Source organism: Neobacillus sp. DFD-2R (assembly GCF_057747865.1).
In genome coordinates this window covers 3,937,513-3,953,997 of sequence record NZ_CM173228.1, presented here as the reverse complement: position 1 = coordinate 3,953,997, position 16,485 = coordinate 3,937,513, and the positions used below count along the sequence as shown (strand labels likewise).

16 protein-coding genes are annotated in these 16,485 nt (G+C 38.3%); 15 read left to right on the top strand and 1 reads right to left on the bottom strand.

The window, feature by feature from the left end:
- Positions 1 to 40 precede the first annotated feature (40 nt).
- From AC3ANV_RS19720 to AC3ANV_RS19655, 14 genes are all read left to right on the top strand, one after another.
- Positions 41 to 832 (top strand): DUF3388 domain-containing protein, encoded by a 792-nt coding sequence (locus AC3ANV_RS19720; protein ID WP_488310373.1) that lies wholly within the window; start codon positions 41 to 43, stop codon positions 830 to 832.
- A 21-nt stretch (positions 833 to 853) separates the two neighbouring features.
- Entirely contained in the window at positions 854 to 1,759 is a 906-nt protein-coding gene (locus AC3ANV_RS19715; RefSeq protein WP_488310372.1) for a helix-turn-helix domain-containing protein, read from the top strand.
- 132 nt (positions 1,760 to 1,891) lie between these two features.
- On the top strand, positions 1,892 to 2,470 hold the full coding sequence (pgsA, locus tag AC3ANV_RS19710; RefSeq protein ID WP_488310371.1) for a CDP-diacylglycerol--glycerol-3-phosphate 3-phosphatidyltransferase: 579 nt from the start codon (positions 1,892 to 1,894) through the stop codon (positions 2,468 to 2,470).
- 44 nt (positions 2,471 to 2,514) lie between these two features.
- Entirely contained in the window at positions 2,515 to 3,768 is a 1,254-nt protein-coding gene (locus AC3ANV_RS19705) for a competence/damage-inducible protein A (RefSeq protein ID WP_488310370.1), read from the top strand.
- 275 nt (positions 3,769 to 4,043) lie between these two features.
- Positions 4,044 to 5,084 (top strand): recombinase RecA, encoded by a 1,041-nt coding sequence (gene recA, locus AC3ANV_RS19700; RefSeq protein WP_488310369.1) that lies wholly within the window; start codon positions 4,044 to 4,046, stop codon positions 5,082 to 5,084.
- A gap of 319 nt (positions 5,085 to 5,403) precedes the next feature.
- Complete coding sequence (gene rny / locus AC3ANV_RS19695; RefSeq protein ID WP_488310368.1) at positions 5,404 to 6,963, top strand: ribonuclease Y; 1,560 nt, start codon at positions 5,404 to 5,406, stop codon at positions 6,961 to 6,963.
- Positions 6,964 to 7,158: 195 nt separating this feature from the next.
- Positions 7,159 to 7,956 carry a TIGR00282 family metallophosphoesterase gene (locus AC3ANV_RS19690; protein WP_488310367.1) on the top strand — a complete coding sequence of 266 codons (798 nt, stop codon included), beginning with the start codon at positions 7,159 to 7,161 and terminating at the stop codon, positions 7,954 to 7,956.
- A gap of 163 nt (positions 7,957 to 8,119) precedes the next feature.
- Positions 8,120 to 8,380, top strand: coding sequence for a stage V sporulation protein SpoVS (gene spoVS, locus AC3ANV_RS19685; protein ID WP_003211281.1), 261 nt, complete (start codon positions 8,120 to 8,122; stop codon positions 8,378 to 8,380).
- A 494-nt stretch (positions 8,381 to 8,874) separates the two neighbouring features.
- Complete coding sequence (locus AC3ANV_RS19680; RefSeq protein WP_488310366.1) at positions 8,875 to 10,611, top strand: 2-oxoacid:acceptor oxidoreductase subunit alpha; 1,737 nt, start codon at positions 8,875 to 8,877, stop codon at positions 10,609 to 10,611.
- Entirely contained in the window at positions 10,612 to 11,478 is an 867-nt protein-coding gene (locus AC3ANV_RS19675) for a 2-oxoacid:ferredoxin oxidoreductase subunit beta (protein ID WP_488310365.1), read from the top strand. It abuts the gene before it with no gap.
- Positions 11,479 to 11,836: 358 nt separating this feature from the next.
- Positions 11,837 to 13,381 (top strand): tRNA (N6-isopentenyl adenosine(37)-C2)-methylthiotransferase MiaB, encoded by a 1,545-nt coding sequence (gene miaB, locus AC3ANV_RS19670; protein ID WP_488310364.1) that lies wholly within the window; start codon positions 11,837 to 11,839, stop codon positions 13,379 to 13,381.
- 1 nt (position 13,382) lies between these two features.
- Entirely contained in the window at positions 13,383 to 13,841 is a 459-nt protein-coding gene (locus tag AC3ANV_RS19665; RefSeq protein WP_488310363.1) for a YlbF/YmcA family competence regulator, read from the top strand.
- Between the two features lie 286 nt (positions 13,842 to 14,127).
- On the top strand, positions 14,128 to 14,673 hold the full coding sequence (locus AC3ANV_RS19660; RefSeq protein WP_488314280.1) for an outer spore coat protein CotE: 546 nt from the start codon (positions 14,128 to 14,130) through the stop codon (positions 14,671 to 14,673).
- A 123-nt stretch (positions 14,674 to 14,796) separates the two neighbouring features.
- The gene (locus AC3ANV_RS19655; RefSeq protein ID WP_488310362.1) at positions 14,797 to 14,997 is read left to right on the top strand and encodes a hypothetical protein; all 201 of its coding nucleotides are present in this window, start codon (positions 14,797 to 14,799) and stop codon (positions 14,995 to 14,997) included.
- A gap of 14 nt (positions 14,998 to 15,011) precedes the next feature.
- Here the strand turns inward: AC3ANV_RS19655 and AC3ANV_RS19650 are convergent, their stop codons facing one another.
- Positions 15,012 to 15,563 (bottom strand): GNAT family N-acetyltransferase, encoded by a 552-nt coding sequence (locus AC3ANV_RS19650; RefSeq protein WP_488310361.1) that lies wholly within the window; start codon positions 15,561 to 15,563, stop codon positions 15,012 to 15,014.
- A 155-nt stretch (positions 15,564 to 15,718) separates the two neighbouring features.
- Between AC3ANV_RS19650 and AC3ANV_RS19645 the strand changes: the two genes are divergently transcribed.
- Positions 15,719 to 16,369, top strand: a complete 651-nt coding sequence (locus tag AC3ANV_RS19645; protein WP_488310360.1) for a protein kinase family protein — start codon at positions 15,719 to 15,721, stop codon at positions 16,367 to 16,369.
- The last annotated feature ends 116 nt before the right edge of the window (positions 16,370 to 16,485 follow it).

Below are 16,485 nucleotides of genomic sequence, written 5' to 3'. Positions count from 1 at the left end.
ATTTTGTCGTTTTATGGGCTAAACTGAGGAGGTTTTTTTTATGGAGAAAAAAGAATGGTACTTAGAATATGAGATTCAAAAAAACCGTCCTGGTTTATTGGGCGACATTTCATCCCTCTTGGGAATGCTGTCTATAAATATTGTAACGATTAATGGAGTAGATGAAGGCAGACGGGGTTTGTTGATTTTAGCAAAAGATGATGACCAAATTAAACGGCTAGAGTCAATTTTACATACAATGGACACAATAAAAGTAATCAAACTTAGGGAACCAAAACTGCGTGACAGGCTTGCTGTTCGGCATGGCCGATATATTCAAAGAGATGCGGACGATAAAAAAACTTTTCGCTTTGTAAGGGATGAGCTTGGATTATTAGTTGATTTTATGGCAGAATTGTTTAAGCAGGAAGGCCATAAATTGATAGGAATTCGGGGAATGCCGCGAGTTGGCAAAACAGAATCTCTTGTTGCAGCGAGTGTTTGTGCAAATAAACGTTGGTTATTTGTATCTTCTACCCTTTTGAAACAAACTATTCGAAATCAACTGATCGAGGACGAGTACAATGAGAATAATCTTTTCATCCTAGACGGAATTGTCTCAACCAAAAGGGCAAACGAGCGCCATTGGCAACTGGTCCGTGAGATCATGCGCATGCCTGCTATTAAAGTAGTGGAGCATCCTGATATTTTCGTTCAAAATTCGGAATACTCTTTGGAGGATTTTGATTATATTATTGAGCTCAGAAACGATGCCGATGAAGAAATTACATATGAGGTAGTTGAACAAAATGATTTGTTCTCCGGATCTGATTTCGGCAGTTTTGATTTTTAAAAAATTGGAAGGTGTTAAAAGGTGACTGAATTAGGGAATCGATTAAAAGAAGCCCGACTAGCCAAAAATTTAAGCTTGGATGATGTACAATCTATCACAAAAATTCAAAAGCGTTACTTAATTGGTATTGAAGAAGGCAATTATAGCAGTATGCCCGGAAATTTTTATGTACGTGCCTTTATTAAGCAATATTCAGAAGCGCTTCAGCTTGATCCTGATGAAATTTTTGAAACCTATAAGAGTGAAATTCCTGCAGCTATGAATGGGGATTTGCCTGAGCAGTTATCGAGAGTGAAAACGCGGAAAAGTATTGCTGATGGAAATTCGAAAATTTTTGATGTTCTTCCAAAAGTATTAATCGGAATATTTATTATTGGGGCTGCCAGTCTTTTATATTATTTCTTGACTCATCATGCGAGCAGTAATTCAAATCAATCTGCTAATCCGGGTAATGAGCAAGTGAAATTTGCTAAATCAGCAGAGCTTGAAAAAGCGAAAACAAATACAACTGATAATTCTAAAAAGAAAGACACTGCTAAAGATGAGAACTCCAGTACAAAAGATACGGGAACTACACAAGCAGCCGTCCCGCCGCAGAGTTTAACCGTTGTCCAGAGCGGCGGCAAAAATTCTATCTATGAATTAAAAAACGCTGATAAGTTTGTATTAAAATTGGTTTCTAAAGGTAATACCTGGGTAAATATTAAAAATGGTAGCGGCCGCTCTTTTTTTCAGGGGACACTAACAACAACTGGAACTTCCAGCCAGGCTGTTGATTTCACAAAGGAAGATAAAGCGGTAATTGTTGTAGGAAATGCCATCAATACGGACATTTATGTAAATGACCAAAAGCTAGAGTATGCTATTGCACCGACTTCGGTGGTGAGTCAGAACGTAACGATTCAATTTGTTCCGAAGAACAAATAGTCATCTATGGATGACTATTTTTCACTTGTATTTTTTTGAGCTTCAAGAACTGTCTAGCATCAATGAAAGCTTCTTGGTAATAAGCTGTGCTCATTCCGATGGGGCTTCTGCTTTTCTATAGGAGGAAATAGTATGAATTTGCCAAATAAAATAACAGTATCAAGAATAATATTAATCCCTTTATTCTTGATAGTTATGCTCGCTCAATTCGATTGGGGCGACATTTATGTTCTGGGAGTCTATCTGCCTGTTACCCATCTTGTCGGAGCCTTAATCTTTATTATAGCTGCTACGACTGATTGGATTGACGGCTATTATGCCCGTAAATTAAACCTTGTGACCAATATGGGGAAATTCCTAGACCCACTTGCCGATAAATTGCTTGTTTCCGCTGCTCTTATTGTTCTTGTTGAGCTTGGGTATGCTGCATCATGGATTGTTATTGTCATTATTAGCAGGGAATTTGCTGTAACAGGTCTTCGTCTTTTGCTGGCAGGGGAAGGTGAGGTTGTAGCAGCCAATATGTTAGGGAAAATTAAAACATGGACGCAAATTATCGCGATTTCCGCACTTTTATTACATAATATACTTTTTGAAATGATTTCCTTGCCATTTGCACATATAGCTTTATGGGTGGCATTAATCTTTACGATTTGGTCCGGTTGGGATTATTTTGCCAAGAATAGTCATGTATTTAAAAACTCTAAATAGTTCTTTTAATGACCTTTATTGGGTAAATTTAGGAGTGGTGGATTGTGAATGCCGAAATTATTGCCGTTGGCTCAGAGTTATTACTAGGACAAATTGTTAATTCGAACGCTCGTTTTTTATCGCAGCAATTAGCTGTTCTCGGAATAAATGTTTATTATCATACGGTTGTTGGTGACAACCCTGATCGGCTTAAATCAGCAATTGAAATTGCTGAAAAGCGTTCCAATCTTATTATTTTTACCGGTGGACTTGGGCCGACTAAAGATGATTTGACAAAGGAAACAATTGCCCGTCACATCGGAAAAAATCTTGTTATGGATCAAAAGGCTTTAGAATCGATCGAGCTCTATTTCAAAAAGGCCAATCGGATTATGACAGAAAATAATCGCAAGCAGGCGCTTGTTTTAGAAGGATCGCTAATCCTGCCTAATGATCACGGAATGGCTCCTGGAATGGTTGTTAAGGGTGATGGCCATATATATATGCTGCTGCCCGGTCCGCCAAAGGAAATGGAGCCTATGTTCAGCCAATATGGTGCTAATGCTATTAGTATTCAAACCGATTCGAATGAGAAAATTGTTTCAAGAGTGTTAAGATTTTTCGGCATCGGTGAAGCGGCATTGGAGACAGAAATTATTGATTTAATTGATAATCAAAGCAATCCAACAATTGCTCCGCTTGCCGGTGATAGTGAGGTCACATTAAGACTGACAGCGAAACATATTAACCCGGTTGTTGCAAACTCCATGCTTGATGAAGTAGAAAAGGCGATAACTAATCGTGTAGGTGAATTTCTTTACGGTTATGACAATACATCACTTATGGAAGAATTGATGAAAAGTTTAAAACACAACAAATTGACTATAGCGGCCGCTGAGAGCTTAACAGGCGGAATGTTTCAGCAAGTGTTAACCGGTAATCCCGGCGCGAGCTCTGTTTTAAAAGGCGGCGTTGTCTGCTATTCAGCTGAGGTGAAGCAGCAAGTAGTAAAGGTAAAACAAGAAACGATTGAAAAACATGGTGTTGTAAGTGAACAATGTGCGAAAGAACTAGCTGAAAATGTGTCCCGGTTGCTTTCAGCTGATGTTGGAATTAGTTTTACAGGAGTAGCAGGCCCTGAAGAGCTTGAAGGACAACCTGTCGGCACTGTTTATATTGGTATTGCTATTAAAGGAAGGCCGACGATTGTTGAAAAAATTAATCTTGGCGGCACTAGGGATGCTAATCGTATTCGTGCAGTAAAATATGGCTGCTATTTTTTACATCGAATTTTAAAAGAATCACAGAATGCTAATTAAGCGTTCTGTGATTTTTTTGTCACAGGTTATAAACCTGTGAGTTAATGTCTGACAATAAAGGAAAATGATTGTTTCAGTAAAAAAGGTTGGAGAAAAAGTACAAATAGAAGGGTATTTGAGCTATTTCTTAAAGTTTAATCGCTGGAATTAAATCGAATGAATGTTCGATTTTTTGCTCGACAAATAGCTAAAAAGAGGTTATATTATTTATAGGTTATAATTAATAGATTGTAGCAATTATTTTGTGTTTATATAAATTAAGGAGGAACTTATAAGTGAGTGATCGTAAAGCCGCCTTAGAAATGGCGTTAAAACAAATTGAAAAGCAATTTGGTAAAGGTTCCATAATGAAAATGGGAGAGCAAACGGAGACAAGAATTTCTACTGTACCGAGCGGCTCTTTAGCACTTGACTCAGCACTCGGTGTTGGCGGATATCCTAGAGGACGTATTATTGAAATCTATGGACCGGAAAGTTCCGGTAAAACAACTGTTGCCTTGCATGCTATTGCAGAAGTACAGGCAAAAGGCGGACAAGCAGCGTTTATTGACGCAGAGCACGCGCTTGATCCAACATATGCACAAAAATTAGGCGTTAATATTGATGAGTTATTATTGTCCCAACCGGACACCGGTGAACAAGGTTTGGAAATAGCAGAGGCACTGGTACGAAGCGGTGCAGTTGATATTATTGTTATCGACTCTGTAGCGGCGTTAGTTCCAAAAGCGGAAATTGAAGGTGAAATGGGAGATGCTCATGTAGGTTTACAGGCACGATTAATGTCCCAGGCACTTCGTAAGCTTTCCGGTGCGATTAACAAATCGAAAACAATCGCTGTCTTTATTAACCAAATTCGTGAAAAAGTTGGAGTTATGTTCGGGAATCCGGAGACGACACCAGGTGGACGCGCTTTAAAATTCTACTCGACGATTCGACTTGAAGTACGTCGTGCAGAAACATTAAAGCAAGGAAATGACATGGTAGGAAACAAAACAAAAATTAAAGTTGTTAAGAATAAAGTCGCTCCTCCTTTCCGGGTAGCTGAAGTGGATATAATGTATGGTGAAGGTATATCTAAGGAAGGTGAGACCATTGACCTTGGAGCTGAATTAGATATCGTTCAAAAGAGCGGTTCCTGGTATTCTTATAATGAAGAACGACTAGGTCAAGGACGCGAAAATGCGAAACAGTTTTTGAAAGAAAACCCAAGTATTCGCCTTGAAATTCAACAAAAGATTCGTGAGCATTATGGTTTAGATGGTGAAAAAACTGTCACTGAAACGGACGATGATGATCAATTTGAATTACTTGACTAAAAACCTCGAGCAAAGCCCCTTGTCGGACTTTGCTCTTTTTTGAAAATATGTATCTTTATGCATAAACTTTCATTTTTATTCATAGTAAACATCGTCAAAAATCGTGAATGTGTGAACAAATTCAAAATATTTCAAAAAGCCAACGGGACTTACCCTTGACAATGAATATACACACATTTACAATTAACATGTATATTTTACATTTTTGTTAATATTACAAAGTAAAAAGCCTTGGTGCTTGCTGTATGTTGAGTCTAAACAATGTACATGCCGACACTTAAAAAAGTAACAAAAGTTCATAGCAAGAGGAGGTGTAACGATGGAACCTATTACAATCATCTCCATTTTGCTTGGCCTTATCGTCGGTGCCGTTGTTGGCTATTTTATTCGTAAATCCATTGCTGAAGCAAAAATTGCCGGAGCAAAGAATGCTGCAGAGCAAATCCTTGAAGATGCAAAACGTGATGCTGACTCATTGAAAAAAGAAGCTTTGCTAGAGGCAAAGGATGAAATTCACAAGCTTCGTACAGAAGCTGAACGTGAGGTTCGTGAACGAAGAAATGAACTGCAAAAACAAGAAAACCGTTTACTGCAAAGAGAAGAGAATTTAGATCGAAAAGATGAAACGTTAAATAAACGTGAGATTCTTTTAGAAAAGAAGGATGATTCTCTTAACCAAAGACAACAGCATATTGAAGAGATGGAAAGCAAAGTGGACGAGTTGGTACGATTACAACAGACTGAACTCGAACGAATTTCGAGCTTGACGCGTGAAGAAGCAAAGGCGATCATTTTAGAGCGTACTGAGCAGGAACTTTCTGTTGATACAGCAATTATGATCAAAGAAAGTGAAAACCGCGCCAAAGAAGAAGCTGATAAGAAAGCGAAGGAAATTCTATCATTGGCAATCCAGCGTTGCGCTGCTGACCATGTTGCGGAGACGACTGTCTCTGTAGTAAACCTTCCAAATGATGAAATGAAAGGCCGAATTATTGGCCGTGAAGGACGAAATATCCGGACCCTTGAAACACTTACGGGAATTGATTTGATTATTGATGATACTCCAGAAGCTGTCATTCTTTCTGGCTTTGATCCAATACGTCGTGAAACAGCCCGCTTAGCGCTTGAAAAACTAGTACAGGACGGACGTATTCATCCTGCCCGTATTGAGGAAATGGTTGAAAAATCCCGTCGCGAAGTGGATGAGTATATTCGAGAAGTTGGTGAACAAACAACATTTGAAGTGGGTGTTCATGGACTTCATCCGGATTTAATCAAAATACTTGGCCGCTTAAAGTACCGTACAAGTTACGGACAAAATGTTTTAAAACACTCAATGGAGGTTGCACAGCTTTCTGGTTTGCTTGCAGCTGAGCTTGGTGAGGATGAAACATTAGCCCGTCGTGCCGGATTATTACACGACATCGGTAAAGCCATCGACCATGAGGTGGAAGGTAGCCATGTTGAGATTGGTGTTGAGCTAGCGACAAAATACAAGGAACACCCAGTGGTTATTAACAGTATTGCTTCCCACCATGGGGATACTGAACCAACATCCATAATTGCGGTTCTTGTTGCTGCTGCTGATGCTTTATCAGCCGCTAGACCGGGAGCACGTAGTGAGACTCTTGAAAACTATATCCGCCGTCTGGAAAAGCTGGAAGAGATTTCTGAGTCGTATGAGGGTGTTGAAAAATCGTTCGCAATTCAAGCTGGTCGTGAAGTACGTATTATCGTAAGACCGGATGCAATTGATGATCTTGCTGCGCATCGATTAGCTCGCGACATTCGAAAGAGAATTGAAGAAGAGTTAGATTATCCGGGACACATAAAAGTTACAGTGATCCGTGAAACACGGGCTGTAGAATATGCAAAATAAAGCGGTGCTCATGCACCGCTTTATTATTTTGGCTATGTTAAAGTTCATTGTTGATTTAACTCACTATGTTGCCTGGAGCGGAAATCAACAGGCAAGTTAAACAGAGCCATTATTTTAAAAAGTCCATTTTCGGTTAAATTACATGGTGTTGTGATACAATTTAAATAGTTAGGTCATAAGTCGAAAGGGATAAAAATGAATTTATTATTTATTGGAGATGTGGTAGGCTCTCCCGGACGTGATATGGTAAAAGAATATTTACCAAAAATAAAAGAGAAATATCGCCCGCATTTTACGATTATCAATGGTGAAAATGCAGCAGGCGGAAAAGGGATTACCGAAAAAATATACCGGGAATTTTTAATGTTTGGTGCACAAGCAGTGACACTTGGAAATCATTCGTGGGATAATAAGGAAATTTTTGAATTTATCGATCATGCAAAGAATATGGTTAGGCCGGCTAATTTTCCGGAAGGAACTCCCGGTAAAGGACTGGCGTTTTTTAAAGTGAATGATCTTGAAATAGCGGTTATTAATTTACAGGGGCGTACCTTTATGGCACCATTGGACTGCCCTTTCAGAAAAGCAGATGAATTAGTTGAAATAGCTAGAGCGAGAACACCGTTTATATTTGTTGATTTTCATGCAGAGGTAACAAGTGAAAAACAAGCAATGGGCTGGTATCTCGATGGGAGGGTTTCCGCTGTCGTCGGTACGCATACACATGTGCAAACAGCTGACAGCCGTGTCTTACCGGGGGGAACGGGTTATTTATCAGATGTAGGTATGACAGGACCATATGATGGAATTTTAGGGGTAGAAAAGGAGCTTGTCCTAAAAAGGTTTTTAACAAGCCTTCCGGTTCGCTTTGAAGTGCCAAAAGCAGGCCGCAACCAATTAAGTGCTGTATATATAGAACTTGACAGGAAAAATGGATTCAGTAAAAAATTAGAACGTATATTAATTAATGATGATCAACCATGGTATTCATAATCAGGGAAACTCTCCTTATTGGAGAGTTTTTTTTATCTTTTTTTGTCCAAGCCGGAATATGTCTATTGCCTGACGAATATAGTAGCAGTGGAATATTATACACCTGATTTATTCATGAAACTGCTCATGCGGGATCGGGATTTTATACAAGGGGGAGCTAGGAATGGAAATATTAAAAGTTTCAGCAAAATCTAATCCTAATTCTGTAGCTGGTGCACTTGCCGGAGTTCTGCGTGAAAGAGGTGCAGCGGAAATACAGGCGATTGGGGCGGGTGCATTGAATCAAGCCGTTAAGGCAGTAGCGATTGCTCGAGGATTTGTAGCACCTAGCGGAGTTGATTTGATCTGCATCCCGGCGTTTACCGATATCTTAATTGACGGGGAAGAACGCACAGCAATTAAGCTTATTGTTGAACCGAGATAAGAGAAAGAGCCTCATGTCCTGAAACGTGTACGATAAACAAAATTACAACTTCCGAATTTACCTGCTTGCCCATTGGGGCAAGCAGGTATTTTTATGCAAAAAAGGACTATAAAAATAGTTGATAAATTCCAACAGGAAAAATACTATTCTGCTATAAAAGAAGTTTGTTTTTTAAATAATTTTCATTAAAAATAAAACAGAGCTAAATAAGTAGAAATAGCTTAAGAATACGCAATTTTACTTATTTTTCTTTTCATTTTAGGAAACAGAAAACCAGTCTATTTTAAATAATAAAAAAATATTCATATTTTAGACAATTTTTCGGTTCAAAGGGTTGCAATTTTTAATACATAGGTCTAGAATTGAAAGCGTTTAGTACGTATCTAAGAAGTTACATTTCATCTTTAAAAATCTAGTGATTTACTTGGAAAAGTGCTACACTAATAAATGATTAAATCTACTTAATTTTTTACATATCCAAAGGGGTGTAAGTCATGATCAATCAACTTTCATGGAAAGTTGGCGGACAACAAGGGGAAGGTATTGAAAGTACTGGGGAAATCTTTGCTATCGCACTGAATCGCCTAGGATATTACTTGTATGGTTATCGTCACTTTTCATCTCGTATTAAAGGCGGTCATACAAATAATAAGATCCGCGTAAGCACAACAGAAGTTCGTTCAATTTCTGACGATCTTGATATTCTAGTTGCATTTGACCAAGAAACAATCGATTTAAATTACAAAGAGTTACATAGTAAAGGTGTAATCCTTGCTGATTCCAAATTTGATCCAAAGAAACCTGAAGATTCCAGTGCTTCAATGTATGCGGTACCATTTACTGAAATGGCTACACAATTAGGGACTTCTTTAATGAAAAACATGGTTGCAATCGGCGCAACTTCTGCAGTTTTAGATTTGGATATAAATGTATTTGAAGAAGTAGTTCGTGAGATTTTCGGTAGAAAAGGCGATCAGGTCGTTGCTAAAAACATGGATGCAATCAAAGCCGGCTTTGATTATATGAAAGAAAAAATGGATGGAAATGTTCCAACAATGGTGCTTGAAAAAGCTGATGGCAAAAAGCGGATGTTCATGATTGGAAATGACGCCATTGCTTTAGGAGCGCTTGCTGCCGGGTGCCGATTTATGGCTGCTTACCCAATTACTCCTGCATCTGATATCATGGAGTATTTAATTAAGAAATTACCTCCACTTGGCGGAGCTGTTATTCAAACAGAAGATGAAATTGCTGCATGTACAATGACAATTGGCGCAAGCTATGGTGGTGTTCGTGCCCTAACTGCTTCTTCCGGTCCAGGATTGTCTTTAAAAATGGAAGCAATTGGTCTAGCCGGTATTACAGAAACTCCTCTTGTTATTGTTGATACACAACGTGGAGGTCCTTCAACAGGATTACCAACAAAACAAGAACAGTCTGACTTAATGGCAATGATTTACGGAACACACGGTGAAATTCCAAAAATCGTTATGGCTCCTAGTACAGTTGAAGAGGCTTTCTATGATACTGCAGAAGCTTTCAACCTTGCTGAAGAGTATCAATGTCCTGTTATTGTATTATCTGACCTTCAATTATCATTAGGTAAACAAACAGTAGAACCGCTTGATGCTTCTAAAGTAGAAATTAGAAGAGGTAAACTTGTAACTGAAGCGCTTCCGGAGATTGAAAACAAAGGATATTTCAAACGTTATGAAGTAACAGAAGATGGTGTTTCACCACGTTCAATTCCCGGTCAGAAAAATGGTATCCACCATGTAACAGGTGTTGAGCATGCTGAGACAGGAAAACCATCTGAATCGGCGACAAACCGTATTGCCCAAATGGACAAACGTTTCCGTAAGGTTGAAAATATTCGTTTTAATAACCCTGTATATAAAAATGCACCTCACGAGGATGCCGATCTATTAATCGTTGGCTTTAACTCGACTCGTGGTGCTATTGAAGAAGCAATGGTACGTCTGGAAAATGACGGATTGAAGGTAAATCATGCACAAATTCGTTTAATTCATCCATTCCCAACAGACGAAGTTCTTCCACTTATTCGTTCGGCGAAAAAGGTAATTGTTGTGGAAAACAATGCGACTGGACAGTTAGCGAATATCATGAAAATGAATGTCGGTCATGCTGAAAAAATTACTAAATATGTTAAATATGATGGAAATCCATTTCTTCCTCACGAAGTTCATTCAAAATGTAAGGAGTTGTTCTAAATGGCCACTTTTAAAGACTTTCGTAATGATGTAAAACCGAACTGGTGCCCTGGCTGTGGTGACTTCTCCGTACAAGCGGCAATGCAACGTGCGGCAGCAAATGTGGGCCTGGAGCCGGAAAATTTAGCAGTTATTTCGGGGATTGGTTGTTCAGGTCGTATCTCCGGTTATATTAATTCATATGGCTTCCATGGTATCCATGGCCGTTCTCTTCCAATTGCGCAAGGTGTTAAGATGGCCAATCGTGACTTAACAGTTATCGCTTCAGGCGGTGACGGTGATGGCTTCGCGATCGGTATGGGACACACAATTCATGCCATTCGTCGTAATGTTGACATTACCTATATTGTCATGGATAACCAAATTTATGGTTTAACAAAAGGTCAAACCTCCCCACGATCTGCTGAAGGTTTTAAAACAAAATCTACACCAATGGGGTCAATTGAACAAGCAATTTCTCCTATGGAAATGGCTTTAACTGTAGGTGCAACATTTGTTGCACAAAGCTTCTCAACAGATTTAAAAGACCTTACGGCTTTAATTGAAGCAGGTATTAAACATAAAGGTTTTTCTTTAATAAATGTATTCAGTCCTTGTGTTACTTATAATAAAGTCAACACATACGACTGGTTTAAAGAAAATCTTACAAAGTTAAGCGATATTGAAGGCTATGATCCATCAAACCGCGAAAATGCAATGCAAACATTAATGAAGCATAATGGCCTCGTTACAGGGCTTATTTATCAAAATACTGAGCGTCCATCATACCAGGAATTAATTAAAGGTTACTCAGAGACTCCGTTAGTAAATGCGGACCTTAACCTTGATCAAGCGCATTTTGATAAGTTAGTTGCTGAATTTATGTAATTTCACTTAAAAAAATCCCGTGGGATGCAGTCCTCGGGATTTTTTATTGTTTAAAACTTCGAAGGATTGTGAACACTGCCTTTTATAGAGTGAGGGGAATCACATATTTTATTAGAAAAATAAGTTAAAATTATTAAATTGCGCAGACTTTTTTAACATTAATTCACTTTGCCAAATAAGACTTTTATAGAGGAGTTGCCGGGCAGGATTTTCTATTGTTTTAAAGCTTGGAAACCTTTATACTATAATAATGTGCGGTGATGCACGAAGCCTTTTTTTCTTATTTACAAGTAAAAAAATATCTTCATTTTAATAGAAGTAATTGAGGAAATTGACATGAAAGGGGATTTTTCCGAACATGAATGAAAACCAACGTTTAGAAAGCCAACAAGCAAATTCTACTAATTCTTCGGACAAAAAATCCGCCAAGGATTACAGCAAATATTTTGAACAAGTGATTACTGCACCTTCTTTAAAGGATGCAAAAAAACGTGGAAAGGAAGAAGTGAAGTATCACAATGACTTCGCGATTTCTGAGGAATTCCGTGGGATGGGGAATGGACGTAAGTTCTATATCCGTACCTATGGCTGCCAAATGAATGAACATGATACAGAAGTAATGGCGGGTATCTTTTTAGCACTTGGATATGAGCCAACTGACAGCACAGAGGATGCAAATGTGATTCTATTAAATACATGTGCAATCCGTGAAAACGCTGAAAATAAAGTATTTGGTGAACTTGGCCACCTGAAAGCACTGAAAATGGAAAAGCCTGACTTACTTTTAGGTGTTTGCGGCTGCATGTCCCAAGAAGAATCTGTCGTTAATAAGATTTTAAAAACCTATCAACAGGTTGATATGATTTTTGGTACTCATAATATTCACCGCCTGCCAAACATTTTGCATGAAGCATATATGTCGAAGGAAATGGTGGTTGAGGTGTGGTCCAAGGAAGGCGACGTAATCGAAAACCTTCCAAAGGTACGCCGCGGTAATATTAAAGCGTGGGTGAACATCATGTACGGCTGTGACAAATTCTGTACGTATTGTATCGTTCCTTACACTCGCGGGAAAGAACGGAGCCGCCGCCCTGAAGAGATTATCCAGGAAGTCCGTCATTTAGCAGCACAGGGCTATCAGGAAGTTACCCTATTAGGTCAAAACGTTAATGCTTATGGAAAAGACTTAGAGGGTATGAACTATGGACTTGGTGACTTAATGGATGAATTACGTAAAATTGATATCCCAAGGATTCGTTTTACAACAAGCCATCCCCGTGATTTTGATGACCATTTGATTGAAGTTCTTGCAAAAGGCGGCAATTTGATGGATCATATCCATTTGCCGGTACAATCAGGTTCAACAGAAGTGCTTAAAATAATGGCTCGTAAATATACAAGAGAACAATATTTAGAGCTTGTTAGAAAAATTAAAGCGGCCATCCCGAATGTGGCATTAACAACCGATATTATTGTTGGTTATCCAAACGAAACAGATGAGCAGTTTGAAGAAACATTATCTTTATATCGAGAAGTAGGTTATGAATTAGCTTATACATTTATTTACTCTCCTCGTGAAGGTACTCCTGCAGCAAAAATGGAGGATAACGTTCCGATGGAAGTGAAGAAAGAACGTTTGCAACGTCTAAACGCGCTTGTAAATGAGCTATCTTTAGAAGCTATGAAAAAACATGTAGGCCAAATTGTTGAGGTTTTAGTTGAAGGGGAAAGTAAGAACAATCCTGATGTTCTTGCCGGATATACAAGCAGAAACAAGCTAGTTAACTTTGTTGCCCCTAAAACAGCGATTGGTAAGATTGTGAAAGTAAAAATTACAGATGCAAAAACATGGTCATTAAACGGAGAAATGGTGGAAGAATTAGAACCGGCAGAGGTGAAGTAAAGTGGCGAAATATACAAAAGACGATATCGTCGCTCGTGCTACAGATTTAGCACGTATGATTTCAGAAACTGAAGAAGTGGACTTTTTCAAACGTGCAGAAGCCCAGATTCATGAAAACCCAAAGGTTAAGACATTAATTTCAGATATTAAAGGGTTACAAAAGCAAGCCGTAAACCTTCAACATTATGGTAAACCGGAAGCATTGAAAAAAGTTGAGGACAAGATTGCATCCATTGAACAGGAGTTGGATGAAATTCCTGTTGTTCAGGATTTCAAGCAATCTCAAGTGGAAGTAAATGAATTGCTACAGCTTATTGCCTCAACCATTTCCAATACGGTAACCGATGAAATTATTATTTCAACCGGTGGAGATGTATTAATGGGGGAAACAGGTGCAAGTATGAAAAATGGTGGGGCGTGTGATCACGGCTGCAATCATGACCACGACCACGATCATTAATTTAACTAAAACCAGGCTATTAACGGAGCCTGGTTTTTTCTTTTTCTCCCTTCCCGGTATATCATTCTAACCCTATAGGCGTCCTCATAGAATGAAAAAGGGGACCCGCATCACATTATGGTCATCCTCCTTTTTAAAGTGCAAGCTATCATGGAACATACATAAAAATCCCGCATAAAATGAACTATGACTAAACTTTTAACCAGTATTCCTAAAAATATATCGCACACTAGTCTAAAATCCCGCATAGGATGAAATGAAAATGAATGAGGAGGGTTCGCGCGAAATGGGAGAATTTAGAGAGATATTTGCCAAAGCGGTAGTAGCGAAAGGACGAAAATTTACTCAGTCCAATCATACGATTAGCCCGGCGCATAGTCCAACTAGTATTCTTGGCTGTTGGATTATCAACCATAAATACAACGCGAAAAAAGTCGGTAAGACAGTAGAGATACACGGCTCCTATGACATCAACGTTTGGTACTCATATAATGATAATACCAAAACAGAAGTAGTAACCGAACGTGTTCAATATACAGATGTCATTAAGTTAAAGTATCGTGACCACGATTGCCTCGATGACAATGAAATTGTTGCTCGAGTGCTGCAGCAGCCTAATTGCTGTGAAGCAGTCATCTCCCCTAACGGCAATCGTATCATCGTCCACGTGGAAAGGGAATTTCTTGTAGAGGTGATCGGTGAGACAAAGATTGTTGTTGTCATCAGTACTGAAGGACCTTCAGGTGACGATGATGATTGGGGAGTGGATGTAGACGACGAGGAATTCGAAGAACTCAATCCCGATTTCTTAGTCGGCTCAGAAGAGGAGTAAAAGATACTAGGAAGGTTTTACTTCCTAGTTTTTTTCTTGTTTTTCATTCCATTTAAAACACGGAATGGAAAAGATGTATTTTTCAAAAAGAAAAATCGCATTCTAAATTCAGGAGGTGTACTGATGGAACCACAACAGCCTGGAAATAAAAAATTGCCGGATTTTGACCAATTAAATGATCGTGTAATCGCTGATAGTCCTTCAACCCCATCTTTAGTCATCAAAACGAATCTGGATTCAAAGGATGCAACGGAGAATAATCCGTATTTCCATGACAAGAAAACCAAGGATTCAGAAGAGTTTAAAGCTTATTTTGAGGAGTAGGCATGCCAGGATTACTACTCCTGGCTTTGTATCCACTCTTGTTTTAATAAAGATAATACGTAGGTGTCATGAGACTGACTATTTTGATACATATAGCCCCGAAGTAAGCCTTCTACTTGGAAGCCTATAGTTTCAAGGAGTTTGAGCGAAGGAATATTTTCAGGGTAAACAACTGCTCCAATCCGATTTAGATCTAACTCTTCAAAACTATACCTTAGAATTTCTTTAATAGCCTCGGATGTATATCCCATCCGCCAATATTGAGGATGTATTTCATATCCTATTTCTGCTCGTTTATTATTTAACTGTAATCCGTTTAGACCCAGGGTGCCAATAAATTTTTGATTTTGCCTGAGGACGATACCCCAGCGAATTCCCCGTTTTTCCCGATAGTTTTTGCTGAACATGTCAATTAATTTCGTTGCCTCAGATTGAAGCATGAAGCGATTGGTTCCATAGTACCTCGTTACTTCTTCTAATGATAAAATTTCATATATGCTTTCAACATACAGATGGGTGATTTCTATTAACTTTAATCGATTTGTTTTTAGAATCGGAAAATTCATAGTAACTCCTCTCTATTAAACTCGATTTAATTGGTTAAAGCATACCTCCGAAAAACGGGCATACATTTGAAATGATACAATTCTTTTTAACTAGTGTATAATGTGTAAAGCCAAAAAGAAAGCAATAGGTTTATAGATGGCAAGAAGGTGTGAACATGCTATTAGATAGGTATATGAAATTAATTGATAAAGAATTATTGCCTAATATTCAATTAACATCTGAAAGCCCATTCGATCCCATCATTGTAAAAAATCATACAAGGTCGTGGGAAACGATTGGGAACGGCAATTATGCAGGGGTGTTTTCTCATTCTTCCCATCCTCATTTAGTTGTAAAGGTGTATGGTAGAAGTCCCGAGGAGCTAAAAAAGGAAATTGAAGTTTATAAAAAATTAGGAAACCATGAATCCTATTCTATTCTTTATGCCTATGGCGAAGATTACTTAGTGTTGAAAAAGCTAGAGGGAATTACATTGTTTGATGCGGTTGTGAACGGTGTTCCTATTCCTGAATCTGTCATTAGAGATATCGATAACGGCTTACGATATGCCAAATCAGTTGGCTTAAATCCCTATGATGTTCATGGGAAAAATGTGTTAATGAACAATGGAAAAGGCTTTATCGTAGATGTGTCGGATTTTTATAAACAAGGCTATTGTTGTAAGTGGGATGATTTGAAAAAGGCATATTACAAGATTTATAGACCGTTTTTATTAAAATATCATCCTCCGATCCCATTATTTCTTATGAACTTGGTTCGGAAAGGTTACAGATTTTATCGGAAAAAGAAAAAGGGAAAATTATGATCTATTCATAATTTCCTTTTTTTATTACCCAAGTAAGCATTGCTTTTTTAAGATCAAATCCCCATTTTTCATTTACATAAAAAATCATCCTTATCTGTTAAATTTAAGAAAAAATA

What these genes read in the sequence shown, in the direction of transcription:
- AC3ANV_RS19720 (WP_488310373.1), top strand. Translation starts at nt 41, where the DNA reads ATGGAGAAAAAAGAATGGTACTTAGAATATGAGATTCAAAAAAACCGT.
- pgsA (WP_488310371.1), top strand. Translation starts at nt 1,892, where the DNA reads ATGAATTTGCCAAATAAAATAACAGTATCAAGAATAATATTAATCCCT.
- rny (WP_488310368.1), top strand. Translation starts at nt 5,404, where the DNA reads ATGGAACCTATTACAATCATCTCCATTTTGCTTGGCCTTATCGTCGGT.
- AC3ANV_RS19690 (WP_488310367.1), top strand. Translation starts at nt 7,159, where the DNA reads ATGAATTTATTATTTATTGGAGATGTGGTAGGCTCTCCCGGACGTGAT.
- spoVS (WP_003211281.1), top strand. Translation starts at nt 8,120, where the DNA reads ATGGAAATATTAAAAGTTTCAGCAAAATCTAATCCTAATTCTGTAGCT.
- AC3ANV_RS19680 (WP_488310366.1), top strand. Translation starts at nt 8,875, where the DNA reads ATGATCAATCAACTTTCATGGAAAGTTGGCGGACAACAAGGGGAAGGT.
- AC3ANV_RS19675 (WP_488310365.1), top strand. Translation starts at nt 10,612, where the DNA reads ATGGCCACTTTTAAAGACTTTCGTAATGATGTAAAACCGAACTGGTGC.
- miaB (WP_488310364.1), top strand. Translation starts at nt 11,837, where the DNA reads ATGAATGAAAACCAACGTTTAGAAAGCCAACAAGCAAATTCTACTAAT.
- AC3ANV_RS19660 (WP_488314280.1), top strand. Translation starts at nt 14,128, where the DNA reads ATGGGAGAATTTAGAGAGATATTTGCCAAAGCGGTAGTAGCGAAAGGA.
- AC3ANV_RS19655 (WP_488310362.1), top strand. Translation starts at nt 14,797, where the DNA reads ATGGAACCACAACAGCCTGGAAATAAAAAATTGCCGGATTTTGACCAA.
- AC3ANV_RS19650 (WP_488310361.1), bottom strand. Translation starts at nt 15,563, where the DNA reads ATGAATTTTCCGATTCTAAAAACAAATCGATTAAAGTTAATAGAAATC.
- AC3ANV_RS19645 (WP_488310360.1), top strand. Translation starts at nt 15,719, where the DNA reads ATGCTATTAGATAGGTATATGAAATTAATTGATAAAGAATTATTGCCT.